Below are 26,401 nucleotides of genomic sequence, written 5' to 3'. Positions count from 1 at the left end.
AAAAGTATAGAACAATAAATACATAAGATAATTATCTTGTTGTTTTTTAATGAAAACCCTCTTTTTTATATAAAAATAATTTAATTTTTATGTTAAAAAATTGATTGATCGTACATGTATATACAACTATATCTATAGAAAGATAGAGTGAGTATCCAATGAATCGATAAATAGAGGGTATACAAGTGACAGCACTTAATAATAAATATAGAAATATCGAAATTAGGGCGCCGCGTGGTAATTCATTGAGTGCAAAAAGCTGGCTGACGGAAGCGCCACTACGTATGTTAATGAATAACCTTGACCCCGATGTTGCAGAAAATCCCCATGAATTAGTTGTATATGGTGGTATTGGTCGTGCGGCACGTAATTGGCAATGTTATGACCAAATCATTGAATCTTTGAAACAACTCGAAAACGATGAAACTTTACTTGTTCAGTCCGGTAAACCTGTCGGGGTGTTTAAAACTCACGCTAATGCTCCACGCGTTTTAATTGCTAATTCGAATCTTGTGCCTCATTGGGCCAATTGGGAGCATTTCAACGAACTGGATGCCAAAGGTTTGGCGATGTATGGGCAAATGACCGCAGGAAGTTGGATTTATATCGGCAGCCAAGGGATTGTCCAAGGTACTTATGAAACATTCGTTGAAGCTGCTCGTCAGCATTTTAATGGTGACTTAACTGGTCGTTGGGTATTAACGGCGGGGTTAGGTGGAATGGGGGGCGCTCAGCCATTAGCCGCAACACTTGCAGGGGCTTGTTCACTGAATATTGAATGTCAACAAAGCCGCATTGATTTTCGCCTAAGAACGCATTATGTCGACGAACAAGCCACTGATCTCGATGATGCATTAGCACGTCTTAAAAAATACACCTCAGAAGGCAAAGCCATTTCTATTGCACTGTGTGCAAATGCTGCTGAAATTTTACCTGAATTAGTTAAACGTGGTGTGAAGCCAGACATGGTTACCGACCAAACCAGTGCCCATGACCCACTCAATGGTTATTTACCCATTGGCATGAGTTGGGAAAAATACCGAGAACTCAGTGTCAAAGAGCCACAAGCCACTGCCTTAGCGGCAAAGAAATCCATGGCAGAACACGTTAAAGCCATGTTGGCATTCAAGAAACAAGGTATACCCACATTTGATTATGGCAATAATATTCGCCAAATGGCGCTGGAAATGGGGGTGAAAGATGCCTTTGATTTCCCTGGTTTTGTTCCTGCCTATATTCGCCCTCTATTTTGTCGTGGCGTTGGCCCATTCCGTTGGGTTGCGTTATCAGGAGATCCCGAAGATATCTACAAAACTGATGCTAAAGTTAAACAATTATTACCTGATGATAAGCACTTACATCGTTGGTTGGATATGGCACGTGAGCGGATCAGCTTTCAAGGGTTACCGGCGCGTATTTGTTGGGTTGGTTTAGGGGACAGAGCTAAATTAGGCTTAGCCTTTAATGAGATGGTCAGAAGTGGTGAGGTTTCCGCCCCAATTGTTATTGGTCGTGATCATTTAGATTCTGGCTCAGTTGCTAGCCCAAACCGTGAAACAGAAGCGATGAAAGACGGCTCTGATGCGGTATCAGATTGGCCGCTACTCAATGCTTTATTAAATACAGCCAGTGGCGCGACATGGGTTTCTTTGCATCATGGCGGTGGTGTGGGAATGGGGTTCTCACAACATTCGGGAGTGGTGATTGTTTGTGATGGAACCGACGAAGCGGCTGAGCGTATTGCTCGAGTACTGCACAATGACCCCGCAACAGGGGTGATGCGCCATGCTGACGCAGGGTATGACATCGCGATTGCTTGTGCAGAAGAAAAAAATCTCAATTTACCTATGATTAAAACACGTTAAGGAGTGCCATTAATGACTAAACTAACTATCCACCCAGGAAAAATGACACTCGAAGATTTGCGCATCGTTTTTGAACAGCCAGTGACTGTCACATTAGATAAACGTGCTCATGCCGTGATTGAAAAAAGTGTAGCAACAGTTAATAAAATTATTGCTGAAGATAGAACTGCTTATGGTATTAACACTGGGTTTGGTTTGCTAGCGAATACGCGTATTGCTACGCAGGACTTGCAGTCATTACAGCGTTCTATCGTGATGTCACATGCGGCTGGTGTGGGTGACCCTTTAGATGACGAACTAGTACGTTTGATCATGGTGTTAAAAATTAATAGCTTAGCGCGTGGCTTTTCAGGAATTCGCCTCGAAGTAATCAATGCTTTAATTGCCTTAGTCAACGCACAGGTTTACCCGTTTATTCCTGCTAAAGGTTCAGTCGGTGCATCAGGTGATTTGGCACCTTTAGCCCATATGAGCTTGATTTTACTCGGTGAAGGAAAGGCTCGTTTTGAAGGTAAATGGATATCAGCCAAAAAAGCGTTAGAAAAAGCAGGGCTGAAGCCTTTAACGCTTGAAGCAAAAGAAGGCTTGGCTTTATTAAACGGAACCCAAACCTCCACTGCTTTTGCCCTTAAAGGGTTATTTGAAGCTGAAAAACTACTACTTTCAGGGATTATTTGTGGGGCATTGAGTGTAGAAGCGACATTAGGTTCGCGTAAACCTTTTGATGCTCGAGTACAAGAAGTGCGAGGGCAAAAAGGGCAAATTGATGTCGCAGCCATGTTCCGAGAGGTATTATCATCAAGCAGTGAGTTGGCAAAGTCGCATGAAAACTGCGTGAAAGTACAAGACCCTTATTCACTGCGTTGCCAGCCACAAGTGATGGGAGCTTGCTTAACTCAAATTCGCCAAGCGGCTGAGGTGATTTTAATCGAATCAAATGCGGTATCAGATAACCCTCTGGTGTTTACGGATAACGGCGATATCATTTCTGGGGGCAATTTCCACGCTGAGCCAGTTGCGATGGCGTCAGACAACCTTGCTTTGGCATTAGCCGAAATCGGGGCTCTATCCGAGCGTCGTATAGCGTTATTAATGGATACCCATATGTCACAGCTTCCTCCATTCCTCGTGAATAATGGCGGCGTGAATTCTGGCTTTATGATTGCTCAAGTCACTGCAGCTGCATTGGCAAGTGAAAATAAAGCGTTAGCACACCCTTCGAGTGTCGATAGCTTACCGACTTCAGCAAACCAAGAGGACCATGTTTCTATGGCACCTGCTGCGGGGCGTCGTTTGTGGGAGATGGCGAAAAACGTCACTGGTATTCTTGCGATAGAATGGCTTTCTGCATGCCAAGGAATAGATTTTCGTGAAGGGTTAAAATCTAGCGAAGCACTCGAAAAAGCGCGTAAAACGTTACGTGAACAGGTCGCTTATTATGATAAAGACCGTTATTTTGCGCCGGATATTGAAGCTGCCATTGATTTAATTAATCAACATAAACTTTCAAAATTATTTACGAAAGGTGCCGTTTTCCCTAAATAGCACTGGTAGTACATCAAGCCAATAAAGGTGGCCGGCAACGTATCGGCCGCCTGAAGTATTTATCTACACGACTAATAAAATAATACGAAGGATAAATCATGCAAAGCACATCACAACTTGCGCGAGGGCTTTCTGCGCGTCACATCCGATTTATGGCTTTAGGTTCAGCGATTGGTACAGGTTTATTTTATGGTTCAGCAAAAGCAATAGAAACAGCAGGTCCGGCGGTACTGCTCGCTTATATAATAGGGGGCGCCGCGGTGTTTATGGTCATGCGCGCATTGGGCGAGATGGCGGTACATCGTCCGCTTGCGGGGTCGTTCTCACAATATGCTAGCCATTATTTAGGTGCTCGAGCTGGCTTTTTTGCTGGATGGACATATATATTTGAAATGATTATTGTTTGTCTGGCTGATGTCACCGCATTTGGCGTATATATGAAACTCTGGTTTCCTGATGTCGCTCAATGGATATGGGTGCTAAGTATCATATTCTTTATTGGTGCTATTAATTTGTGTCACGTGAAAACGTTTGGTGAAATGGAGTTTTGGCTTTCCATCATTAAAGTGGTCGCCATTATTGCGATGATAGTGGGTGGGGCTGCCATCATGATGTTTGGTTTTGGCCAAGCGGCTGACCATGCGGTTGGGGTGTCTAATTTATTTATCCATGATGGGTTTATGCCTAATGGGGTTGGAGGGGTGATAGCCTCTTTTGCGGTAGTGATGTTTGCATTCGGTGGAATTGAAGTGATTGGGATCACTGCCAGTGAAGCAAAAAACCCTGAAGTGACTATTCCACGCGCCATCAATGCTGTTCCTATCCGTATTTTGTTATTCTATGTTTTAACGCTCTTCGTTTTAATGTGTATTTATCCGTGGAATCAAATTGGCCAGCAAGGTAGCCCATTTGTACAAATATTTGACAGTTTAGGTATCCAATCTGCTGCCAATATCTTAAATATTGTGGTGATCACCGCAGCGATTTCTGCGATCAACAGTGATATTTTCGGCGCAGGGCGCATGATGTATGGTATGGCACATGAGGGACAAGCGCCGAAAGCCTTTACCAAACTGACAAAAAACGGTGTGCCTTGGATGACGGTATTAGTCATGGTGCTGGTGTTATTGGTCGGAGTTGTATTGAATTATGTTATTCCTGAGGATGTTTTTGTTATCATTGCATCAATAGCAACGTTTGCAACCATCTGGGTGTGGCTAATGATTTTACTAGCTCAGTTTGCGATGCGTAAAAAAATGACGCCAGAAGAAGTGAGTAAATTAAAATTCCCTGTTCCTATGTGGCCTGTGGCGCCTATTTTGGCGATAGCTTTCATGGTCTTTATTTTTGGTGTGCTCGGGTATTTTGAATCCACGCGTATTGCCTTATATGTAGGGGTTGTGTGGTTGGCACTTTTGGCTATTGCTTATGCGGTTTGGGTAAAGAAACCGGCTAAAGACGTTGAGAAGCTTGTGCAAAATGAAGGCTAGAGATATCACTTTTCTCATCTAAAAGACTAGGTTACTTAACGCCCTTTAATTAAAAAGGGCGTTTTTATTTTTAATTTATAGCGAAAATGGTGTGCTAGCTAAAGGTTGTTGGTGATTTTATTGCATTAATCTGCTGATTTGTCTTTCACTTCGTGGCAAACTTTAGTTATTCAAATATTCCCTTTCAAAAAACAGGCTGGAGAAACCCTTCTTGGAAAAGATCTTCGTTGATGAAGCTGTTGCAGAACTTCATACCATTCAGGATATTTTACGTTGGACGATGAGTCGTTTTAATGCTGCCAATGTGTATTATGGTCACGGTACAGATAATCCGTGGGATGAGGCGTTGCAATTAGTGTTACCGACACTTTATTTGCCTCTAGACCTACCAGATGAACTCCTGACATCTCGCCTGACACCAACAGAACGCCATCGGATTATTGAGCGTGTTCTGCGCCGTATTAATGAACGCATTCCTGTTGCCTATTTAACTAACCGTTCGTGGTTCTGTGGGCACGAATTTTATGTTGATGAGCGGGTATTGATCCCTCGTTCACCTATTGGGGAGCTTATCAATAACCATTTTGTTGGCTTATTAACTGATGAACCTCAAGCGATATTAGACTTATGTACAGGTAGTGGCTGTATTGCAATTGCTTGTGCATATGAATTCCCCGAAGCAGAAATTGATGCCGTTGATATTTCGGCGGATGTGCTCGCGGTCACTGAGCAAAATATCGCTAGCCATGGTTTGGAGCATCAGGTTGTGCCTATTCGCTCCGATTTATTCCGCGATATGCCTGAAGTTAAGTATGATTTGATTGTTACTAATCCACCTTATGTGGATGCAGAAGATATGGATGACCTACCTGAAGAGTTTCGTGTAGAGCCGGAACTTGCCTTAGCAGCTGGCAGTGATGGGCTAAAGTTAGTGCGCCGTATTTTAGCTAATGCCCCACGGTTCTTAACGAAAGAAGGGGTATTAGTGTGTGAGGTTGGCAACAGTATGGTGCATTTAATTGAACAGTACCCTGATATTCCATTTATTTGGCTGGACTTTGAATACGGTGGTGACGGGGTGTTTATGTTAACGCGTGAACAGCTTGTTGAGCATCATGAGCACTTTGCGCTTTATATTGATTAATCAAGGGTTGCGTGATTTCTCATAATCATGTAATCAATAACAATTACATAACGATTAACAGCAAACAACACACGTCTTGGTAATACAAGAGCGGCTTAGAATAGGAAACTTCGATGGCAGGAAATTCAATTGGGCAACTGTTTCGCGTAACGACCTTTGGTGAGTCACACGGGGTGGCATTAGGTTGTATTATCGATGGTGTTCCCCCTGGTTTAGCTCTAACAGAAGCTGATTTACAAAAAGATTTAGACCGGCGTCGTCCTGGGACATCTCGTTATACAACGGCACGTCGTGAACCTGACCAAGTGAAAATTTTATCAGGTGTATTTAATGGGGTAACGACGGGGACAAGTATTGGTTTATTGATTGAAAATACGGATCAACGTTCCCAAGATTATGGGGCAATTAAAGATGTTTTTCGACCCGGCCATGCGGATTACACCTATGAGCAAAAATATGGCCAACGCGATTACCGCGGTGGTGGTCGCTCGTCTGCAAGGGAAACGGCAATGCGCGTTGCTGCGGGGGCTATTGCTAAAAAGTATCTACAAGAAAAGCTAGGGGTTCAAATTCGTGGTTGTTTAACACAAATGGGCCCGATTGCATGTGAAATTAAAGATTGGTCCATCGTTGAGGAAAACCCGTTCTTTTGCCCTGATCCAAACCAGTTAGATTCACTTGATGAATTATTGCGTGGTTTAAAGAAAGAGGGTGATTCAATCGGCGCTAAAGTGACTGTGGTTGCTGAACATGTTCCTGCGGGGCTGGGGGAACCGGTATTCGACCGTTTAGATGCAGATTTAGCCCATGCTCTCATGAGTATTAATGCGGTTAAAGGCGTAGAAATTGGTGACGGTTTTGGTGTTATTGCGTTAAAAGGCAGTGAAAATCGCGATGAAATTACCCGTAATGGTTTTACCTCTAATCATGCTGGCGGTATTTTAGGCGGCATCAGCAGTAGCCAACCGATTGTTGCCCATATTGCGATGAAACCAACATCGAGCATCACGGTATCAGGTAAGACGTTGAACCGTTCTGGTGAAGAAGTTGAAATGATCACCAAAGGGCGTCATGACCCTTGTGTCGGTATCCGTGCTGTACCTATTGCAGAAGCGATGATGGCCATTGTTTTAATGGATCACTACTTACGCCATCGTGGGCAATGTGCTGATGTTACTCCTACGATGCAAGCATTTGATTAATTAGTAAAGGTTGATGCTATAACCCGTGAGCGGGGCGGTCTAGTCGCTTACGGGTGAGAAAGGTTTGGATGAAGCCTACTTAAAATACCTCATCTGGGTTGTGATATACTACATATCAACATCATGATATTTCTCATCTTTGGATTGTAAAATGGATTGGCTAACCGCCGTTGCGCCTGAAGTTTATGCGTTACTCTTCTTTGTTGCACTTTTCGCTGGTTTTATTGATTCAATAGCAGGGGGCGGGGGCTTGTTAACCATTCCAGCCCTGTTATCTGTCGGGATCACTCCTGTTGAAGCATTAGCAACCAACAAATTACAAGCCGTTGGTGGGTCATTCTCTTCAACCCTTTATTTTGTTAGACGTAAAGCGATAGATTTACGAGAGCAAATATTTCCGTTCATTATGACGATGATTGGTGCGATGTTAGGCGCCATCGTTATTCAAATGATTGATACTGCGTTTTTAAAGCAACTGCTACCGGTTCTTGTCATTTGTGTCGGTTTATACTTCTTATTAACGCCATCGATTGGGGTACAAGACCGTCAACAGCGTATTAGTATGCCTTTTTTTGGTGTTGCCATCGGTATGACGCTAGGTTTTTATGATGGTGCATTTGGGCCCGGTACGGGGTCATTTTTAGCATTGGGTTACGTGTTATTACTTGGTTATAACCTCGCTAAAGCAACGGCTCATGCTAAGTTACTGAACTTTGCTTCCAACTTTGGGTCTTTAGTCTTCTTTATTATCGGAGGTCATGTTCTTTGGGTACTCGGCTTTGTTATGCTTATTGGCCAAATGGTGGGTGCACGCTTAGGTGCACGGTTAGTATTGACCAAAGGACAAAAACTGATCAGGCCAATGATTGTGGTTATTTCGTTATTAATGAGTATTAAGTTACTCCATGATAGCCATGGCGATGTGATAAAAGCTTGGTTTCTCTCATTATTTTAAGATGATTTAAATTATTCATGAGTAAATATAACTATCAAGATCTAATTGATATTTTTGATAAATGTTTTGGTGAAAGTTATAACACCAAATTGGTAAAAGGGGATGATGAACCCATTTACTTACCTGCGGATGAGTCTGTTCCTTATCATCGTATTGTTTTTGCGCATGGTTTCTTTACTAGTGGGTTACATGAAATTTCACACTGGTGCATCGCAGGGGAAGCCAGACGCCAGCAAGTCGATTATGGCTACTGGTATTGCCCAGATGGACGAGATGAAAAAACGCAGAGTGAGTTTGAAGTGGTTGAAATTAAACCCCAAGCTTTAGATTGGTTATTCTGTGTTGCGGTTGGTATTCCATTTAATGTCAGTTGCGATAACTTGGAAGGGGATTTTGAGCCCGATCGTATTGCCTTTATGCGTAAAGTGCATGCTCAAGTGATGGTTTATTTAGAAAATGGTATCCCTGAACGACCATTATGCTTTATTAATGCGTTACAATCGTTTTACAATACGCCACCTATTTGTGCAGAAGACTTCCCTTATCCGGAAGATATTTTTGCCTAATGAAAATACATTACAGTAAGGATTAAGCATGCTTGCGGATTTAGAAACACGCATACTGACAAAAATTGATGATATGGTTGAACACGCTAACGATGATGAATTGTTCGCTGGTGGTTATTTGCGTGGTCACTTAACCCTTGCTGTGGCAGAGCTGGAGGAAGAAAACCAAACTGGCTCTGACGCTTTATTCCAACGCGTTGAAGAAAGTATTCACACTGCAATCAAAGCGGGTGAATTGACACCACCGGACCAAGTGCTGGTCTTGGACATGTGGAAAAAATTACTGAATAACGCAATATAACCCATCGATTTATGATCACAAGCGGGGGAACCCGCTTTTGGTTCACACTTTAATACTATCACTTTCCTCATTTATAATATGTATATGACCCGCTTAGCTGTACCAGACGATGCCAAATATCTCCCCGCAGTGGAATTATCCGCAGGGCAAACATTCGCTAACCATGAAAAATACCGTTGGGTTGCTGAGGGGGAAGGGCAAACGGAACAAGAACACCTTGCTTTTATTCATCAGCAGCTTGAATGGGTTGCTGTCAATAACGATGGTGAAGTAGTGGGGTTTATCAATGCAGAAAAGCGCAGAAATAGTTTACATATTTGTGAGTTATCTGTTTGCCAAAACTGGCAAGGTCAGGGAATTGGTCGGCAATTAATCAAACGGGTATTTGAAGCCACATTGTCTTTACAGCTACAGTTTGTGACATTGACAACCTTTCGTGACGTACCTTGGAATGCCCCTTATTATCAACGCTTAGGTTTTGATATCATTGATAATGACAAGCTAACCATTGAGTTGAAAGCGATTTTACAGAGTGAAGTTGATATGGGGTTTGCACGGGAAGATCGCTGTGCAATGGTTATCTCATTAAATGAACTTGCAGCTAGCTAATGAATGGCAGGCTGCAAGGTATTGGTTTCAATAAGGGGCTTTTACTTTACGCCCTAATAATAACTTTCTAACCCAAAAACGGTTCGGATGAAGCTCTGCGAGGGTTTCGTCATCCAAAGGTAGAGGTTCAGCAAAAATTTGTGCGGCGAGAAGTTCAGCACAAAGTGGGGCAGTTGATAAGCCTCGGGAGCCTAGGGCACCAAAAATAAATAAATTTGGGTGCATAGGTGCAGGGCAAATTGTCTGATTTTTGGCTATCTGAGAGGGTAAATCTTGGTAGACTTCCATATGTTTTTCAAAATCAGGCACATTCCCTAATAGCGGGAAGTGGTCACGGATAACACAACGTACCCCTTGACGTGAATGTTTGTGTGAAATATCAATATCGTTAGGCCAAGTAACATCCGGCAGGTTATCAATCAGTTTTTGGCGGTTCCCCTGTTGTTCTTCTTCGCTATAGTTTAAATCCAGATGCTCCCTTTGGTAACTTGCACCTAAACAATGTTGCTGCCCAGAAGCATCAGCAGGGGTTAAATAACCTTCAAAACACAACACATTTTTTAATTGTTGTAGTGTTTCATTGGTTGGGATGTGGCTAACTTGCCCTCTAACAGGGGAAATAGGTAAATTAACAGTTTGCGAAAATTGGCGCAGTTTGTGCCCATTGGCAATAATAACGGTGGAATGAGTAGATATTAACGTCTGTTGGGGGGTGTTTATCAGCAACTGCCAGTTATCACCATCAGGTTTAAGTTCGTTAACATCGTGTTCAAAATGGAATGTGACACCCTGTTGGTGTAAATATTGTTGTAAGCTTTCACAGAGTTGAGCAGGGCACAACCAACCACCGGTAGCATAGTGAATTCCACCATGGTTGACATCAATACCACAAAGGTCACTCAGTTGCTGGCGGTTTCTACCAATAGCAAAATCGGTGGGCCAGTCGGTTTCTAGCATGCCCGCTATTTTATTAGCAACTTTATCGTTATAAGCTAATTGGCTGACTCCACACCATTGCCCGTCAAACTTAACTCCCTGTTTTGCCAATTGGTGATAAAAGCGTGAAGCAAAAGGAAAGGCACTAATAAAAAAACGCTCAAGTGGGTCATTATTACCTGTTAGTAATGGGTAAATTGCGCCTTGGCGGTTGCCTGAAGCATTTTGTGCGACTTGCGAGTCTTTACAGTATAAGGTGACTTTTGCGCCACGTTTTAGCAAGGTGTAAGCTGCGGTGAGGCTTGCAAGGCCACCACCAATGATTGCAATGTCTGTTGGGTTATTGGCTTTTTCTCTTGCAAACCAAGGTGTTAAGTTTTCAGTTTCTTTTTCTATCATTATGCCAGTTAGCATTTCACGTTTTTTACCAAAGCCTTTGACTTTTTGAAGAGTAAAACCTGCTTGCTGTAACCCTCTTTTGACAAAACCTGCGACGGTAAAGGTCGCAAATGTACCATTAATACGGGCTAGTTTAGCCATTGTAGCGAACAAGTGTTCGCTCCACATTTGTGGGTTTTTTGAGGGGGCAAAACCATCTAAAAACCATGCGTCTATCTTATTGTTTAGATTGTTTTTTAGCTTAGATATTTGCTCATTAACATCACCAAACCATAAGTCCAGTACAACATCGCCATTTTGTAAGGTCAGACGGTGGTTTCCGGGTAATGCTTGAGGCCAGTTGTCACACAGTGATTGTGATAGGTCGTTAAGTTCAGGCCAGCATTGGTGAGCTGTGATTAAATCGGGCTTTGATAAGGGGTACTTTTCAAAGCTAATAAAGTGTAAACGCTGCAATTTTGCGTGTGGATGCTCGGCTTTAAATTGGTTAAAGGATTGCCATAATGCTAAAAAATTCAACCCTGTACCAAAGCCTGTTTCGGCAATAACACAGGTTTTGAATGGGTGAGTATTGAAACGTTCAGGAAAAAGATTTCCTTGCAAAAAGACATGACGAGATTCTTCTAAGCCATCTTGGTTAGAAAAATAGATGTCTTCAAATTGTTCGGACATCGGTGTGCCTTCTTCATTCCAGCTAAGGCGAGCAGTTTGTACAGCACGTTTGTTCACGATAAAGCCTACTATGACCTAATAATCAGTAAATTTTAACGCTGTTATGAGTGTAAGGCTACCTTCATAAAAAAGTCTTATTACAGTCACAAAGAAAAAAAATACAAATATTTACCCTGATCGGACTTGTTCAGCGTACAAGTGTAAGCTAAAGTGACAACCTGTAATCCCGCAATCATATAATTATAGACATGAGGTAACGAATGAAGCGTGCAGTCATCACTGGTCTAGGTATTGTTTCCAGCCTTGGTAATAACCAGGAAGAAGTACTGGCTTCTCTGAAGGAAGGTCGTTCCGGGATCACTTTCTCAGAAGAATTCAAAGAGGCAGGGCTACGTAGCCATGTCTGGGGTAATGTCAAAAACTTAGAGCTGAAAGACCTGATTGACCGTAAAATCTTTCGTTTTATGAGTGATTGCTCTGCGTATGCTTATTTATCTATGGAACAAGCAATTGCTGATTCGGGTTTAGCAGAAGAACAAGTTTCAAATTTACGTACGGGTATTGTGGTCGGTTCTGGCGGCGGTTCTCCGCGTAACCAAGTTGCTGGCTCTGATGGTATGCGTGCGAAAGGTTTACGTGGTGTTGGTCCTTATATGGTGACCCGTGCAATGGCATCAGGTATTTCAGCTTGCTTAGCCACACCATTTAAAATTAAAGGTGTTAACTATTCAATTAGTTCAGCGTGCTCAACATCTGCACATTGTATTGGTCATGCAGTTGAATTGATCCAACTAGGCAAACAAGATGTAGTTTTTGCTGGTGGTGGTGAAGAGCTGAGCTGGGAAATGACCTGTGAATTCGATGCAATGGGCGCATTGTCAACTAAGTTCAATGAAACGCCAGACAAAGCATCAAGAACTTACGACCAAGACCGCGATGGTTTTGTTATTGCCGGCGGCGGCGGTATTGTAGTAGTTGAAGAACTCGAGCACGCTTTAGCGCGTGGTGCACATATCTATGCTGAAATTGTCGGTTATGGTGCAACATCTGATGGTGCAGACATGGTAGCACCTTCAGGTGAAGGCGCGGTACGTTGTATGCAAATGGCGATGCAGGGTGTCGATAAAATTGATTACATCAATACACACGGTACATCGACACCAGTCGGCGACACCAAAGAGCTGGAAGCTATCCAAGAAGTTTTTGGTAGTAATTCCCCTGCGATTTCTGCGACAAAAGCGATGAGTGGCCACTCATTAGGGGCGGCAGGTGTTCACGAAGCAATTTACAGTTTATTAATGCTAGAGCATGGCTTTATTGCACCAAGCATCAATGTCGAAAATTTAGATGAAAAAGCCCATGGCCTGAATATCGTCACGAAACCAACAGAACAAGTGTTGGATACAGTGATGTCAAACAGTTTCGGCTTTGGTGGTACTAATGCCACATTGGTGATGAGCAAATACAAAGCGTAATTTGTTTTAGGCTAAACAATTAGAAAAAAGCGAGAACTCAGGTTCTCGCTTTTTTTATAAATATAAAAAGGAGAATAGCTGTGTCATTTTATTAAATTATAGAAATGATTAACATGAGATACTCTAGCCAATTTCTGAAAACAAATAGCCTAGAGGTGTGTAAATATGAATGTTAAATCTTTTTTCTTAACGTTAAGTAATAGCTCGACTAAAATAAGTAAGGAGTATGAAAAAAACAACAGTGATGCAAATAAGAAACTTTTATTAAAGACAGTAATTTCAAAAGTGAAAAATGTTTATAAGAAATGTGCTTTGGATGTCGAGATAAAAGATAAGTTAAAAATCAATAAACAGATTAATATATTGAATGATGTGCTTAATATAGGGCCTGTTAAATCTAAAATAAGCGGTAATAATATTATTAACTCTATGGAAGTTAAGTCTCATAGTATGTCGGATAGTATAGCATTACATTATGACTCTTCAGATTGTCAATTGGAGAAAACAGATATAAATAATATTATTTTTAATTGGGAGGATAAAAAAACCTTCAAACCTAGCAGTATTAACGCAGACTTTTCTAACTCTACATTATCAGACATGAGAATTGCATCAAGTGAACAAACTCCACTAATTAGAGCGGATTTTTCTAATGCAACGCTTAATAATGTAGATATTAAGCTACCTATTAAATCAGATGTTAATTATAATTTCGATAAAGCAAAACTGAATAATACAAGGATTGAATTAGATATCCCTAGTGGGGAGTTAAGTCAACTTAATTTATTAGCGTTATTTGGTGATGATAATCACTATTCTAATAATGTATTCCAGTCAGTATTAACAATTAATGATAAAAAAATTAAAAATGATTTATTGAGTAAATTAAAAAAATCCTTTGATTCCAATGTTAGATATTTTGACAATAAGCATGATATAAAAGATAAGTTTTTAAGCAGTATCTAAAAGGTATTGTTACTTAATCGCCACTAGCGCCATCACTTCCCCCTGAATCGGATGATGAGCAATCAGTACTGGAATTATCATTTGAACAAAAATGATTGCTAGCACGATGGGAATTGTCGCTAGTGGTACTTTCATAAACTGGGGGGACATAACGGGTATTTGATGAGGATGACGTTCTGTGGGAAGCAATGTCTTGGTAGTTTTTTTTCACTTCAAATATTTGGCTTTTCCCTTTCGACCAACCAATAGTCACAAGCGTCGTATTTTTCTTGACGCTGATATGCAGCATTTTTCCACAAAAAATATGCATTTTACCCAGTGCTTTTATTTGGATATAACCGCTGTCTTTTTCTGTGATAGTCACGGGTTTCTGGCTATGGATGGTGTAACGGTCACCATGAATATCGATGGTGACTGTATACGCTAATGGTTTCGGCTGGATATTAAAAAGGACAAAAAGTAATCTATCGAACATTGTGTTTTATATCTTAATAAGTCAGGTGAGTACCATAATTGATTGGCATTATTTAATATATCATCATTGTCTGATTCAGTGGTTTATTAACAACTGAATAAATATACATCATTGTATTGAATGTTTTGTCCAAAATAGTGACATGATATTGACTTGATTTTTAGTCGAATAGAGGTAGTCATATGTGTGTAACCAGATTTCATGAGGCTATTTGGAAACAGGATTTTAAAATTTTAGGTAAGGCGTTATCTCGCTCTATCCACGATAAACTTTGTGGGAGGATGAGTAAAATACATAATATTGAAAAACCATTTCCACTGTATAAGTATGACCAAAAGAGAACAAATATAGTCCCTAATTTACAATCAAAATATGTCTATTATGGCGAAGGAGTCCATGATAACTCTGTGGTTTTGTTAAGTTACATAAAGCTCCCTATTTTTTAATAAAAAAATGCCCCAAAATCACATTGGGGCAAATTCTACAGAGATGGCTTAACAATTTGGAAATTATAACGTTGTAGCCTGTTTGCGTTTACGGAGTAATTTCACAATAGGCGGCAGGATTAAAACAACAACGGCGAGGATCAATAAGCTTTGTGAAATAGTACTGCTCCAAAGAATATCGAAATTACCATTGCTGATAGATAATGAACGGCGTAAGTTTTGTTCTAACATCTCACCTAATACAAAACCTAATATAAGTGGGGAAAGCGGGAAATTCATTTTCCGTAGAATAAACCCAAAAACACCTAACCCCATCATCAACAGCAAGTCAAAAGTAGTGCTATGAACTGCATATACACCAACAGCGGAAACACTGGCAATTGCGGGAACTAAAAACCACAAAGGGACAGTCAACATACGTGTGAATAGGCCAATTAATGGAATATTCATGATTAACAACACGACGTTAGCAATAAGTAATGCAGCAATTAGCCCCCAGACAATTTCCGGTTGTTCGGTAAACATTCCCGGTCCAGGGGTGATATTATAGAGCGTTAGCGCCCCCATCATCACCGCAGTTGTCCCTGAGCCTGGAACGCCAAGTGTTAACATAGGGATAAATGAGCCACATGCTGAGGCATTATTTGCGGCTTCAGGTGCAGCGACACCACGTACATCACCATTACCAAAATCGCCTTTTTCACCACTGATTTTCTTTTCAGTCATATAAGTGATAGCGCTGGCGATAGTGGCACCTGCACCGGGTAAAACTCCAACAAAGAAACCGACGAAAGACGAACGCAGTGCGGGCCCTGCGCAAGCTTTGGCTTCTTTGCGGTTAAATAGCATTCTACCCGTTTTGCGGATCAAACCTTGGCCTGTAGCGGTACCTTCAAGCATCAATAAAATTTCACTGACTGAAAATAAACCAATCACAACGACAATAAATTGCACTCCATCAGAAAGATGGACACTATCAAATGTAAAACGATATTCCCCTGAGTTGGCATCGACACCGACGGTGGCGAGTGACAAACCAATTAATGCGGCAAGTAATGATTTAATAGGGTTTTGGCTCATCATACTGCCCAAACAGGCAATAGCAAAAACCATTAAAGCGAAATATTCAGCAGGCCCGAAAGCTAACGACCATTGAGCAAGCAAAGGTGCGAATAAAATAATACCCACAATGGCGATTGTTGAGCCAATGAATGAACTGACCGCTGAAATAGAAAGAGCAACACCGCCTTTTCCTTGTTTTGCCATCGGATAACCATCTAATGTGGTCATTATAGCCGCAGCATCACCCGGAACATTAAGTAGTATCGATGAGATCCGTCCTCCATATTCACAACCTAAATAAACAGTAGCGAGTAAAATTAAGGCAGATTCTGCTGGTAATTTGAGCGCAAATGCGAGTGGCAATAATATAGCGACCCCATTGATAGGACCAAGACCGGGCAACATGCCAACTACGGTTCCGATAAAACAGCCAATTAAGGCAATCAAGATATTTTGAGGGACGAGCGCAACCTCAAAACCTTGCGATAGATACATCCAAGTTTCCATGAGCTTGCTCCTTAATTAAACAGGCTGCCAATAGGCAAAGTGACATCCAGCAATTTATCAAAGGCATAAAATAAGAAGATGCCAAGGATAGGGCCTGAAATAATGGCTGCCGTTGGTGTCGCACCAAATAGTAGGGCCATGCTGATAGTCAATAAACTGGTAGCAATAGGAAACCCTAACCACTCAAATGCCCATGCATAGATAACTAGTGCGATGACTAAGAGTATTAAGCGGCGCAATACATAAGGTTTCGGCCATTCAACAGCTTCTTGTTTGCCAAATAATAAGGCAAGGGCACAAATAGCCATTAAAGATAGTATGGCGACCGGAAAAGGGCGGGGGCCCAGTGGTTCGTATGAAAATTCACTTTGGATCCCCCAGCCGATATAGATCCCGATAGCACACAGTATTAGCCAGACTATGGCGAATATGCGTTGACTCATCGTTTTCTCCGTTATTTGGCTAAACCAAATGCACGGGCTTGCTCACGATACTGTTCGATTTCTTTTTTTACGTAGCTATCGAGTTCTTGCCCAGTTAAGTTATATTCAAACAAGCCACGAAGTTCACGTTGCTTTTTGAAATCTTCGGTTTGTTGGAGTTTTTGGAATGCCTCGACCCATTGGTTGTAGTCCTCATCGGACACTTTGGGCCCCATATAGAAACCACGAATAATTGGCCAAACAATGTCATAGCCTTGTTCTTTCGCCGTAGGGATTTCGGATAAGCCATCACCGAGGCGTTTATCGGCATAGACCGCTAGGATACGAATTTTGCCTTCATTGATATACGGGGTCATCTCGCTAATATCCCCTGATAACACCTGTATATGGTTTCCAAGTAGAGCTGTTAGGGTTTCACCACCACCTTCAAAAGCAACGTAACGCATTTTTCTTGGATCTATATCGATAGCTTTAGCGAGTAGTGCGGTTTTCATCCAGTCTTGACTGCCAATAGAACCACCGGCTCCAAACACGATGCTATTCGGGTCTTTTTTAAAGGTATCCATTAAATCATTAAGGGTTTTATAAGGGGAATCTGCACGTACAGCAATCATCCCATAGTCGCTGCCCACACTGGCTAGCCAACGGACATCATTCTCGTTATAGCGACCAAACTTACCTTGCGCTAGGTTGAGTAATGAGCCACCTGAGAAGGCAACAATCGTTCCTGGTTCAGCAGGGCGCTGCGCCACGATGGCATTATAGGCTACCGCACCAATGCCTCCGGGCATGTAAGTAACACGCATTGGTTTTTCAATTTCTTTAGTTTCAAGCATGGAAACTTGGACTAATTTACAGGTTAAGTCGAACCCCCCTCCAGGTTTGGCTGGGGCGATACATTCAGTACGCTCTGGTAGAGCACTTGCTTGGTTAACGCCAACTAAAAATATTGCTGTTGCTAAGGCCTTGATTGTATATTTTTTCATTTTTCTTTCCTTACTAAGACAATAATTAAAGAACTATGTTATTTACTTCTTGTTGTGTAGATGTTGCATCATTGTCTTACAAAGCTTTCATTTACCTTTCATTAACAAATATTATTATTTTTATGTGATATATATCAGATTGTTTTGTATTTCTGCTTTTTTGTTATGTTAATTTAATGTTAAATTTAAATTATTGATTCCATTTAACCGTAATAGTTGTGATGGATACAGTAAAAACGATGACAATTGCTTTTCAATCACGATAGGTAATGCCAACGTATACAGATAAGTAATTATAATGAGTATACGGAATGAGAATTTTATTGGTTGAAGACCATGACGAGTTGTCATTGTGGTTACAAAAGGCATTATCGTCATCAGGGTTTGCGGTTGACATTGCCAGTGATGGCGCCATCGCAGATCAATTATTACAAACAGAACAATATGCCCTTGTTGTGCTTGATGTATCTCTTCCACGAATGAGTGGGTTGGAAGTATTGGCGCAAATGCGAAAACGTCATCAAGAGATCCCTGTTTTGCTGTTGACGGCAAACTCGGATGTGGCTGACCGTGTCCAAGGCTTAAATGCAGGTGCGGATGATTATTTAACAAAACCTTTTGATATCGCTGAGTTAGAAGCTAGGATTCGTGCCTTACTAAGGCGTAGCCAAGGGCAAGTCAATGAACCGCAGCGTTTTGGTGCGCTGTGTTATCACGAAGAAGGTTATTTTTTACTTGGTCAAGAACCATTAGGGTTAACCCCAAGGGAATATGCGGTATTAAATATCTTGTTTCACCGACGAGGACGCCCAGTTTCAAAGATGCAATTATTTGAACAAGTGTTTTCTTTGTCCGATGAAGCCAGTTTACAAAGTATTGAATTATATGTTCACCGAGTGAGAAAAAAACTCGCAGGTTCGGATGTTAACATCAATACGTTACGCGGATTGGGATACCGATTAGAGCAGTGTAGTGTATGAAATTAGTCTCTCATCCACGCTCTCTCTTTCATCAGTTGCTGCTCTTTTTCGGTATCCCCCTCATTTTATTGGGGGGATTTTCGGTTTATACCCATTATTATAGTGCTAAGAACGCTGCAAATTTAGCTTATGATAGAACGCTACTCGCCTCTGCTCGTACTGTGGCAGAAAGGCTACAAGTGGTAAATGGGCATCTATCTGTTAGCGTACCTTATGTGGTATTGGATAGTTTCGAACTGAATAATAATGACCGAATTTTTTATCAAGTTATTTCCCCTGACGGTGAGACTATCTCTGGTTATGATGACTTACCGCCAATTCCCTCTTATTGGATGCGCTCACAGCACTATACTGCGCTAGTTTATTTTTATGATGCACAGTATAAGGGCTTGCCTATTCGCATTGCAGCGTTTTATCAACCCATTAATGAAGGTGGCATCACTGGGATGGTTGAGATCCGTGTTGCAGAAACCGTTTATTCACGACAAGATCTCGCTAATCAATTATTAATCTCCGCGCTGATGAGCCAAGGTACGGTGGTGCTTTTAACCTTAGTTCTTGCCTATATTTTACTTAGTAAGTTATTGGCGCCATTGAAAAAATTGTCCAACTTAATGTTAAGCCGTTCCGCTAATGATTTAACACCATTGCCAGATTTACTGCCATGGTCTGATTTATCGCCATTAATTGATGCATTGAACCGCTATATTTCCCGTTTAAAGCGGATGGTGAGGCGACAAGAGCGTTTCAGTGCGGATGCATCCCATCAATTGAAAACACCATTAACGGTGTTGAAAACACAGGTTTCAGTCGCGATTAACAGTCAAGATGCTAATCAGCGGCAACAGAGTTTACAAGCTATCGATAAAACCCTCGATAATACGATTATTCTCACTGATAGGCTTTTGCAACTATCTCGGTTAAAAGCGCATGAAAAAGAAGCCGTCACGCAGTACCGTGCTGTTAATCTAGTCGAAATTGTTCATCAAACCTGTTTTACGCGGCTGACTCATGCAGAAAGTCAATGTGTGGATTTGGGCTATGAAGGGCTCGATGTGGCTTGGATCAAAGGTGAACCCATTTTATTGGCAGAAATGTGCGCAAATCTAATCGATAACGCAATAAAATATACGCCAGCAAATGGCGTGGTGACAGTGCGTGTTGTAAATAGTGATGACAAGGCGCATTTTGTTCTGGAAGTCGAGGACTCAGGGCCAGGGATCCCAGATGCAAAGATTAACCGTTCTATGGAAGCGTTTACTCGTTTAAATAATGCCTTAGGGAAGGAAGGGGCTGGTTTAGGTTTGGCTTTGGTTAAAGATATTGCTAGTTACCATGGCTCTGAACCACAACTATTAAAAAGTAAATTACTCAATGGATTGTTAGTTCGAATCGCATTTAAAGCTAGCCAAGCACCACGGTAAGAGAAGCGCCCTTATTTGGGCGCTTTGGTGCCAAAGTTTAAACGTAGTAAAAACTGGATGTGTTTAGTCTCGCATTGGTATTAGTATATTTAGTTGTTTGTTATTTGAAGAACTGTGTTTAAAATCACTAGCCATTGTGTTTTGTTTGAGACTTGCCATTGAGGATGATAATAATGATTCCGTATCTAACTGGTTTTTGTTATTGAAAGGTGTATTAGTCAACTTCTCATTATTTTCTTTTTCATTTAAGGATGCCTCGATTGATTTTATTTTTACATCTGTATTGTATATTTCGTCAAGTAAAGTCGATAAATCTTGTGAAATTAAATTGTTTTCTTTATTTTCTGAATGGTCGTAAAGGTATTTTGCAAGGTTGTTTTTTGAATTAGTTATTTTTTCTTCCCATAAATAGATCTTATCAGTAGATTCTAATTTCTTTTTTTCGTTTAATTGATGGCGTTGTTCAGTAATCTCTAACAATGCATTTTCAATTGTTTTATAATAAGTTTTCTCGCTAACATTAGATATGGCAGATTTTAATGGAACATAATTATGAATGTTAGAAATAAAATCATTCTTCACTGCTGTTAAGTATTCTTTTTCTCGCCGCATCTCCGATATATTGATATTTTTTTTATCAGATTGTCGAGGAGTTAATAGATGGGGCTTATTAATTTCATTTTGTTCGTTTTTTGTGTTTTTAGTGATTGATTTTTCTCTGTTTACTATAGATGTGTTTGATGCATTATTTTTTAGATTTGAATTCACAATAAATACTCCATATTAATTAGGGGCTTTCTAACGTTTGTAATCCGTAATCAATAAAATATAAACCAACTAAACAAAGATAACTAATTTTTATTTAAAATGAGTTCTAAATAGTTATTATTGGAATAATTATATGACTAATTTTTTAATAATTAGATGATTTTAAGCGGAATTCTATATTTATCAGGAATATATTATTAGATATATTGATAAGCTTTTGTATTTTATTGAAAATCAACTAGGAAAAGACTAAATGTTATATCCATAAATGGTAATCGGAACTAAACAATATAACCGACTGATATATTGAAGTATCCAAATAATAACTGATAATAATAAAAATGATTCAATAAAGGCGCTAAAGAAATTAGCGCCTTTATCGTTAATTATTTATTAATGAGTTTAAAATCCCACTCTTTTAGTGCTTTAATTGAGTCCTCGTCTTGGTATTTAGCACCGAGTTCAAGGTAATCATGGGCTTTTTGCAGGTCTGCTTTGCTCTTTGTTCCGACCCAACCATTGTAATACATGTAGGCCAGCTTGTATTTTGCCATTCCATGATGAGTCCCTTGCTCTAGGTTTGTCATATCATAATATTTGGCTGCACCAACATAATCTTTTGGTACTCCTTGGCCAAAATACAGCATATCACCGGCTTGGTGCGCGGTATTACTGTCATTTTGTTGTGCGCCTAAGTCAAAGTAATAAAGCGCTTTAGAAAAGTCTTTCTCAATACCGCGCTCATTGTCTTTGCGGTAAAGGTTACCTAAAATATTATAAGCACGAGGATAGCCATTTTTACCTGCTAATTCATAGTAGTAGATCATCTTTTGCGTGTCTTGCGGTACTCTTTCACCCCGAGCATAAGCGATACCTAAGGAGAAAGCTGCCATTTTATCACCCGCTTCAGCCTTCACACGTTGTTCTTCAATTTGTTTAGCAAAGCGACCATATTTTTGGAATGTTTGCTCATCATTGAAACGTTGTTCAATCGCTTGTCGCTCCTGTGGTGATAACTGCTCTAATAATTCAATATTTTTAGGGTCTTTTTTCAGACGCAATGCCGTGTAATAGGCTTGTTTCGCATCCCCTTTTTCCACATAGGCTTTGTACAGGCTACTTAGCGCATGACTCTCATGATAGTTCAATGAAATTAGATACCATTCAATAGCCTTATCGATATCTTTTTTCATATCACATTCACCAGCTAAGTAAGTATCCCCCATTTTTTTACTTAAACTTTCAGCTGAACGAATATAATTCCGCTCAGTATTCTTCTCGAAATTCTTCTTTTGTAGCCACTCTTTTAAGTAAGTGCTTGCCTTATCCAGATCGGCATTATCGCTATTACTGCAATATTCACCAGGGTAATTTATTTCATACAGTTTCTCAATGGCATCTAAGTCGCCTTTTTCATAAGCACGCTGTAAGTAACCCAAAGCTTTCGGCGCATCGGTTCTTGCGTAATAGCTATAAAGATTAAGCAATGCATCTGTACGGTTATTTTCTTCGCTTTGCAGCAATTCTAAATATTTTTTATCATCTTTAGGGCGGTTAAGGTTTTTCTTGTTATTACGAATACCTTTTTGATACAAATTGGCTAATGTATTGAATGCCATACTAGAAATTTCATCATCAGCTGACTTGATACCTTCTTGTAGGTATTGAATGGCTGAATTATAGTCCGTTGAACTGGTTAGAACGTCGCTGTCATACAGGTAGTCTTTGGCTAGTTGGACCTTGGAAAATAAGTCACCTTTTGCTGCACCTTCAAGGTAATTTTGGTGTTTTACTTGTTTATCGCTGGTGACTTGGTCAAGAGCTTGATAAGCGGCTAAATTGCCTGCTTCAATGCTCTTTTTATACCAAGTTTGGGCGGCTAATGCGCGACTGTAATCCTTATACCAATCTCCGAGTTTCATATAGGCTGAAGTATCACCATTTTGCGCAGGAACAACGATGGAGTTATAGGTTTCGATATAATTATCAACACGTTTAGGGTTTGAGTGTTTTTTTAAATAAACAATAGCTTGATCCCAGTCTGGTTCTTTCAACCAAGACATTTTGTCTTCGTTGAGTATCCCCATATACAGGGTTTTTGTATAAAGGCTAATTGCGTTATCATTTCCTTCATCGCTAGCAAGCTTTAAGTATTTTAAGGCTTCTAATTTGTCTTCTTTGATCCCTTTACCATAATAATAGGCTCGGCCTACTTTATATTTAGCCTCTGAACTTTCATTGAGCATTTTCATGCTGATGTCATAGTCATTCATATACTTAATGAACTCGTTCCCCCAACTTCCTGCTTTAATGTAATATTCACGGGCTTTTTGGCGATTTGGTGCAACAAGGCGACTACCGTTTAAATATTGATGTGCTAATTTGCGGGTGTAGTCTTTGCTACCGATAGCGGCTAATTGGTCGTAATAACCAAGAATCTTTGCTTTATTAGCATCAATGAGTGTGTCTTGGCTGTAATAATCCACTAATTCTTTTAAAGCGCTTTTATTATTCAACTTTGCACTAGCGGTCAAGTATTGTAGCCATTTTTTCTCATCGACTTTTTGCCCATAGTTACCGAATTTATAAGCATTGGCGAGGGTACGAATGGCATCAGAGTCATTATTTTTTGCCTTTTCCTGAATAGTAATAAACGAGGCTCTTGCTTTTTCAATTTCTCTTTTACGTGATTTTAAAAAACTGAAATCTGGGTCAGAGATTTTGTTGTAATATTCCATTGCGAGATCATAGTCAGAATCTTCCCCATAATTACCTTTTTGGTAAATTTCCCCCAGCTCATATAAACAGCGGTTGCTGCCTAATGCTGCACACTTTTTATATTGTGGGACGAGGTCTTTCGGTGTTAACCCTGTGATTTTCTGAAAACGCTGCTTATAGTAGGGCTTGTCATTATAATAATTAACGCCATCCAAATTTTGAGCAATATATAAAGACGCGGTGGTATTACCTAATTCTGCGGCTTTTATAATGGTATCGTAATAAGGTTTTAGCTCTGCATCACTTAGGGTATCAACTTGGGTCAACTGGGTAAGTTGCTTGATGCCATAAAAGTAAGTGATATCCGCATCAACCCCAATTTGTGGTTCGATACGCTTTAAGGCTTCAGTGTTATTTTCGGATAGGGCTAAATCGACTAATAAACGTTTAGCGTGTATGGTAGCCAAACCAAGTTTTAATAAAATGTCATTGGCGGTATTAAAGTCTTCTTTTGACAATCGTGACTTGCTATCAGGTGAAGCGAGTACGTCAACAACTAAGTTCACAGCACGTTTGTTTTCTTCTGGCTTATATTTTAATAATGAGGCTGCATAATGAATACGGCTGCTATCATTATTTTTACTGGATTCTTCATACAGTTCAAAGGCTAGATTGCTATTTTTCTCCGCATCTTCGCGTAATAAATAATCCGCATAGAAATGCGCTAATGTATAGTTTTTTCTTTCAATGACATCATTTTTGAGAATATCAATGATCGTTTTCTCGTCGACGTAGTCTTTTATATCATATTGATAATAGAGTTGAACTAACAGGCGGTCAGCTGTCGACTTGTAGCTATTTTTACTTAAACCTTTTTTCAGTATCTCTACGGCTTCTGGCAAATTCTGCTTAGTACCAAACCCATTGATATAGTAACGAGCTAACTGCATTTGTGATTCATAATCGGGTGCAATTCGGTTAGCTTTTGCGAGTGTTTCAAAGGATTTTTCTGGTGAATAGAATGAGCTATTTTTATTGCGGTATACTTGGCTTACAACGATCAAAGCTTCTGGAGAATTAGGGTATTTCTCGATTAATATCGGAGTATATTTTTTTATAGTATCTACTAATTGTTTATTTGGAAAACGGTAACTGTAAATAGCTTTTTCGATAATAGTAATTAACGATTTTTGATGGCCTAAATCTGCGGCGTTAATTAAATATTTATTCGCTAATTCATCATCGCGTTTTACATCATAATTAAAGGTATTACCTGAATAGACCTGATAGGCTTGGTATAATGCATCGGGATATTGCCCCTCAGCGGCCTCTGTCAAATCTTTAATATTATCTCTATCTGCGAGGTAATTAAAATATAGCGCTTTGGGAGCCCGTTGTTGTATTAAAGGCCGCAAATACATTACAGCTTTATTTTTATTCTTACGGACATCTTCGCCTGTCATGTATTTTTGATATAAAATATACATAGCAGTTTCATCACCTTGACTGGCTCGGGTTTCAAGGTTAGCGATTATTTGTTGTTTTTCTTCTGGCGTTAGTGAGCCATAAATTGATAATGGCGCAGGTTCAAATCTCTCAGCATCGGCAATAAATTCGAAAGCTGATGCCATTGACATACTTTCATATTTTTTTGCAAAAATCTTATTTGGCGTAATACCATTGCCGCCTTCTTTATAAATAGATGCTAATAACATAGCCGGTAATGGGAAGTCTTTACTGACTAAGGGGGTTAAGATTTCGACTGCCTTTTTATTATCTTTATCAACCTTATGGGCAATATAACCGAGTGCAAATTTAGCTAGACGTGAATCTTGTTCCGCAGCCAGTGTAAAGTATTTCCGAGCTAGTTCGGTATTCTGCGGAATATCTTCATATTTAGCTTCCATATAAATACCGCCAACCATCACTTGAGCCTCAATTACACCGAGATCCGCAGCTTTAGTTAAAGAGGTTACGCCATATTTATCGTCAGGGGTATCCTCTATTTGTTGATCATAACGGTAAAAGCCCAGATTATAGAGCGCATTTTTATTGTTCTGTGCTGCAGATTTAACCAACCAACTTAGTGCTTTACTCTCATCAGGTTGAGTACCTATCCCATCTTTATACATTGTGGCTAATGCATAAGCGGATTGGGAGTCAACATCAGCCGTATTTTCAAATTGCTTAAAAGCGGCTTCGGTATCGCCTTGTTGATATAAATCGTAACCAGCTTGTGCGGAATTGGAATGGCCTAATGCATTGATAAAGTAAATGCCAACTGCAATAGCAATTACTATAAATATGCAAAGCCAAACTTTAAGTTGTTTAGTCATTGTTATTCCTTATTAAAGGTCATGTATGACATGACGTGTTCCATCAGTGCACATCGAGTCAATATTTGGTTTTGAGTGAAAATACTACTTAATGGGTAGAATGATTTTAGTTAAGTCTAATTGCTTAAGAA

The 26,401-nt window shown here is 40.2% G+C and carries 20 protein-coding genes; 13 read left to right on the top strand and 7 right to left on the bottom strand.

Going from position 1 to position 26,401, the window contains the following annotated elements:
* The first annotated feature begins 185 nt into the window (after positions 1-185).
* From hutU to ACPEH5_RS13205, 9 genes are all read left to right on the top strand, one after another.
* On the top strand, positions 186-1,865 hold the full coding sequence (hutU, locus tag ACPEH5_RS13245) for a urocanate hydratase (protein WP_042844536.1): 1,680 nt from the start codon (positions 186-188) through the stop codon (positions 1,863-1,865).
* 12 nt (positions 1,866-1,877) lie between these two features.
* A complete protein-coding gene (hutH, locus tag ACPEH5_RS13240; protein WP_042844535.1) occupies positions 1,878-3,410 on the top strand; it encodes a histidine ammonia-lyase in 1,533 nt (510 codons plus the stop codon).
* 98 nt (positions 3,411-3,508) lie between these two features.
* On the top strand, positions 3,509-4,900 hold the full coding sequence (locus ACPEH5_RS13235) for an amino acid permease (RefSeq protein WP_166685199.1): 1,392 nt from the start codon (positions 3,509-3,511) through the stop codon (positions 4,898-4,900).
* Positions 4,901-5,111: 211 nt separating this feature from the next.
* Entirely contained in the window at positions 5,112-6,044 is a 933-nt protein-coding gene (gene prmB, locus ACPEH5_RS13230; protein ID WP_042844532.1) for a 50S ribosomal protein L3 N(5)-glutamine methyltransferase, read from the top strand.
* Positions 6,045-6,157: 113 nt separating this feature from the next.
* Positions 6,158-7,246: a chorismate synthase gene (gene aroC, locus ACPEH5_RS13225; protein ID WP_042844529.1), complete on the top strand. Its 1,089-nt coding sequence runs from the start codon at positions 6,158-6,160 to the stop codon at positions 7,244-7,246.
* Between the two features lie 151 nt (positions 7,247-7,397).
* Positions 7,398-8,201 carry a TSUP family transporter gene (locus ACPEH5_RS13220; protein WP_042844527.1) on the top strand — a complete coding sequence of 268 codons (804 nt, stop codon included), beginning with the start codon at positions 7,398-7,400 and terminating at the stop codon, positions 8,199-8,201.
* 17 nt (positions 8,202-8,218) lie between these two features.
* Positions 8,219-8,767 (top strand): elongation factor P hydroxylase, encoded by a 549-nt coding sequence (locus tag ACPEH5_RS13215; RefSeq protein ID WP_042844526.1) that lies wholly within the window; start codon positions 8,219-8,221, stop codon positions 8,765-8,767.
* A 28-nt stretch (positions 8,768-8,795) separates the two neighbouring features.
* On the top strand, positions 8,796-9,068 hold the full coding sequence (locus tag ACPEH5_RS13210; protein ID WP_042844523.1) for a YfcL family protein: 273 nt from the start codon (positions 8,796-8,798) through the stop codon (positions 9,066-9,068).
* Positions 9,069-9,152: 84 nt separating this feature from the next.
* Complete coding sequence (locus ACPEH5_RS13205) at positions 9,153-9,677, top strand: GNAT family N-acetyltransferase (RefSeq protein WP_226619157.1); 525 nt, start codon at positions 9,153-9,155, stop codon at positions 9,675-9,677.
* A 27-nt stretch (positions 9,678-9,704) separates the two neighbouring features.
* Here ACPEH5_RS13205 and mnmC read toward each other — a convergent pair whose 3' ends face one another.
* The gene (gene mnmC, locus ACPEH5_RS13200; protein WP_281110805.1) at positions 9,705-11,741 is read right to left on the bottom strand and encodes a bifunctional tRNA (5-methylaminomethyl-2-thiouridine)(34)-methyltransferase MnmD/FAD-dependent 5-carboxymethylaminomethyl-2-thiouridine(34) oxidoreductase MnmC; all 2,037 of its coding nucleotides are present in this window, start codon (positions 11,739-11,741) and stop codon (positions 9,705-9,707) included.
* Positions 11,742-11,944: 203 nt separating this feature from the next.
* Between mnmC and fabB the strand changes: the two genes are divergently transcribed.
* Both fabB and ACPEH5_RS13190 read left to right on the top strand, forming a co-directional pair.
* Complete coding sequence (gene fabB / locus ACPEH5_RS13195; RefSeq protein ID WP_042844516.1) at positions 11,945-13,159, top strand: beta-ketoacyl-ACP synthase I; 1,215 nt, start codon at positions 11,945-11,947, stop codon at positions 13,157-13,159.
* A gap of 165 nt (positions 13,160-13,324) precedes the next feature.
* Positions 13,325-14,125, top strand: coding sequence for a hypothetical protein (locus tag ACPEH5_RS13190; RefSeq protein WP_198860741.1), 801 nt, complete (start codon positions 13,325-13,327; stop codon positions 14,123-14,125).
* A 13-nt stretch (positions 14,126-14,138) separates the two neighbouring features.
* On the opposite strand, the gene ACPEH5_RS13185 is transcribed toward ACPEH5_RS13190, so the two are convergent.
* The 4 genes from ACPEH5_RS13185 to ACPEH5_RS13170 all read right to left on the bottom strand — a co-directional run bounded on the left by ACPEH5_RS13185 (position 14,139) and on the right by ACPEH5_RS13170 (position 18,044).
* On the bottom strand, positions 14,139-14,600 hold the full coding sequence (locus ACPEH5_RS13185; RefSeq protein WP_071548194.1) for a hypothetical protein: 462 nt from the start codon (positions 14,598-14,600) through the stop codon (positions 14,139-14,141).
* A gap of 509 nt (positions 14,601-15,109) precedes the next feature.
* Entirely contained in the window at positions 15,110-16,615 is a 1,506-nt protein-coding gene (locus ACPEH5_RS13180; RefSeq protein ID WP_042844508.1) for a tripartite tricarboxylate transporter permease, read from the bottom strand.
* A gap of 11 nt (positions 16,616-16,626) precedes the next feature.
* A complete protein-coding gene (locus ACPEH5_RS13175; protein ID WP_042844505.1) occupies positions 16,627-17,058 on the bottom strand; it encodes a tripartite tricarboxylate transporter TctB family protein in 432 nt (143 codons plus the stop codon).
* Positions 17,059-17,069: 11 nt separating this feature from the next.
* Positions 17,070-18,044, bottom strand: coding sequence for a Bug family tripartite tricarboxylate transporter substrate binding protein (locus tag ACPEH5_RS13170; protein WP_048607533.1), 975 nt, complete (start codon positions 18,042-18,044; stop codon positions 17,070-17,072).
* A gap of 311 nt (positions 18,045-18,355) precedes the next feature.
* Here ACPEH5_RS13170 and tctD point away from each other — a divergent pair, with 311 nt between their 5' ends.
* Together tctD and ACPEH5_RS13160 are read left to right on the top strand one after the other, a co-directional pair.
* Complete coding sequence (gene tctD / locus ACPEH5_RS13165) at positions 18,356-19,024, top strand: transcriptional regulator TctD (RefSeq protein WP_198860740.1); 669 nt, start codon at positions 18,356-18,358, stop codon at positions 19,022-19,024.
* Positions 19,021-20,448: a sensor histidine kinase gene (locus ACPEH5_RS13160; RefSeq protein WP_048607532.1), complete on the top strand. Its 1,428-nt coding sequence runs from the start codon at positions 19,021-19,023 to the stop codon at positions 20,446-20,448. Before tctD ends, ACPEH5_RS13160 begins: the two co-directional genes overlap by 4 nt.
* A 63-nt stretch (positions 20,449-20,511) precedes the next feature.
* Here ACPEH5_RS13160 and ACPEH5_RS13155 read toward each other — a convergent pair whose 3' ends face one another.
* Positions 20,512-21,216, bottom strand: a complete 705-nt coding sequence (locus ACPEH5_RS13155; RefSeq protein ID WP_166685194.1) for a hypothetical protein — start codon at positions 21,214-21,216, stop codon at positions 20,512-20,514.
* 386 nt (positions 21,217-21,602) lie between these two features.
* Positions 21,603-26,270: a sel1 repeat family protein gene (locus tag ACPEH5_RS13150; protein WP_423727042.1), complete on the bottom strand. Its 4,668-nt coding sequence runs from the start codon at positions 26,268-26,270 to the stop codon at positions 21,603-21,605.
* Between the last annotated feature and the right edge of the window lie 131 nt (positions 26,271-26,401).

It is taken from the genome of Providencia sp. NPDC089933, assembly GCF_049545585.1.
GTDB classification, from domain to species: domain Bacteria; phylum Pseudomonadota; class Gammaproteobacteria; order Enterobacterales; family Enterobacteriaceae; genus Providencia; species Providencia huashanensis.
Note: the sequence above shows the minus strand (reverse complement) of the source record. Positions and strands in the feature narration are given on the sequence as shown.

Coding starts and splice junctions, on each gene's coding strand:
- ACPEH5_RS13175 (WP_042844505.1), bottom strand. CDS start 17,058: ATGAGTCAACGCATATTCGCCATAGTCTGGCTAATACTGTGTGCTATC.
- ACPEH5_RS13150 (WP_423727042.1), bottom strand. CDS start 26,270: ATGACTAAACAACTTAAAGTTTGGCTTTGCATATTTATAGTAATTGCT.
- ACPEH5_RS13215 (WP_042844526.1), top strand. CDS start 8,219: ATGAGTAAATATAACTATCAAGATCTAATTGATATTTTTGATAAATGT.
- ACPEH5_RS13170 (WP_048607533.1), bottom strand. CDS start 18,044: ATGAAAAAATATACAATCAAGGCCTTAGCAACAGCAATATTTTTAGTT.
- aroC (WP_042844529.1), top strand. CDS start 6,158: ATGGCAGGAAATTCAATTGGGCAACTGTTTCGCGTAACGACCTTTGGT.
- ACPEH5_RS13210 (WP_042844523.1), top strand. CDS start 8,796: ATGCTTGCGGATTTAGAAACACGCATACTGACAAAAATTGATGATATG.
- ACPEH5_RS13160 (WP_048607532.1), top strand. CDS start 19,021: ATGAAATTAGTCTCTCATCCACGCTCTCTCTTTCATCAGTTGCTGCTC.
- ACPEH5_RS13205 (WP_226619157.1), top strand. CDS start 9,153: ATGACCCGCTTAGCTGTACCAGACGATGCCAAATATCTCCCCGCAGTG.
- ACPEH5_RS13235 (WP_166685199.1), top strand. CDS start 3,509: ATGCAAAGCACATCACAACTTGCGCGAGGGCTTTCTGCGCGTCACATC.
- ACPEH5_RS13185 (WP_071548194.1), bottom strand. CDS start 14,600: ATGTTCGATAGATTACTTTTTGTCCTTTTTAATATCCAGCCGAAACCA.
- hutH (WP_042844535.1), top strand. CDS start 1,878: ATGACTAAACTAACTATCCACCCAGGAAAAATGACACTCGAAGATTTG.
- tctD (WP_198860740.1), top strand. CDS start 18,356: ATGAGAATTTTATTGGTTGAAGACCATGACGAGTTGTCATTGTGGTTA.
- ACPEH5_RS13190 (WP_198860741.1), top strand. CDS start 13,325: ATGAATGTTAAATCTTTTTTCTTAACGTTAAGTAATAGCTCGACTAAA.
- ACPEH5_RS13220 (WP_042844527.1), top strand. CDS start 7,398: ATGGATTGGCTAACCGCCGTTGCGCCTGAAGTTTATGCGTTACTCTTC.
- fabB (WP_042844516.1), top strand. CDS start 11,945: ATGAAGCGTGCAGTCATCACTGGTCTAGGTATTGTTTCCAGCCTTGGT.
- ACPEH5_RS13180 (WP_042844508.1), bottom strand. CDS start 16,615: ATGGAAACTTGGATGTATCTATCGCAAGGTTTTGAGGTTGCGCTCGTC.